Source organism: Luteitalea sp. (assembly GCA_009377605.1).
Lineage (GTDB): Bacteria > Acidobacteriota > Vicinamibacteria > Vicinamibacterales > Vicinamibacteraceae > WHTT01.
Genome location: WHTT01000264.1, coordinates 1 through 680 on the forward strand (window position 1 = coordinate 1; position 680 = coordinate 680).

A 680-nucleotide genomic window follows, 5' to 3' on the forward strand; every position below is an offset into this window, starting at 1 on the left:
CACGCCCTGCAGCGGATACTTCGCGTCTTCAGCCATCCGCGAGGAAGTTACTCCCTGCCCGCCGTCGTGAGATACCGCTGGTAGGCTGCTGCAATGTCGGTCTCCTGCCTCGACTCGGACGAGTGGATCAGCACGCCGTAGCGGAGTCGGAGTGTCTCGCCCTTTCGCACGGTGACCTCGCTCTTGGGCCCCGCCTTCATCGCCGCGCGCCCGAACGGGTTGGCGGCCGTGAAGCCGTAGTCGCGCGCGTGGTACCAGCTCTTCCTGAAGTTGGCCGGGTGCGGCATCACTGTCATCCCAATCCACTTGCCCTCGAAGGTGCCGCTGTAGTCAACCCAGTCCGACTGCGTACTCCAGATGTTCTCGGCGCCCGTCCGACCCTCCGCATCGGTGAGCGCACCGCCGAACTGCTCGGCCAGGCGCGTCTGCAGCCGGATGCCGAGGCCCATCTCTTCCTGATCGCCGAACACGATCTCGTCCGTCTCTCCATAAGGAGCGAACGTGGTATCCCAGAGGAGCAGATAGCCCTCCGGCGTCACGAGGATGGTGTAAGAGGCCTCCTCCGACGCGATGCGATCCGTGGTGCCGCTCTTCAAGCGGCGGCGGGAGGTTTCGCGTCACGGCCGGGAGGTGCGGCACGTCGGCGGCCGTTGACGGCTTGTTGATTAGAAATACTTGTT

Annotated in this window: 1 protein-coding gene; it reads right to left on the reverse strand. The window is 64.6% G+C overall.

Features of this window, described 5'->3' with window-relative positions:
• Positions 1-47: 47 nt before the first annotated feature.
• Complete coding sequence (locus tag GEV06_28855; GenBank protein MPZ21852.1) at positions 48-596, reverse strand: hypothetical protein; 549 nt, start codon at positions 594-596, stop codon at positions 48-50.
• Between the last annotated feature and the right edge of the window lie 84 nt (positions 597-680).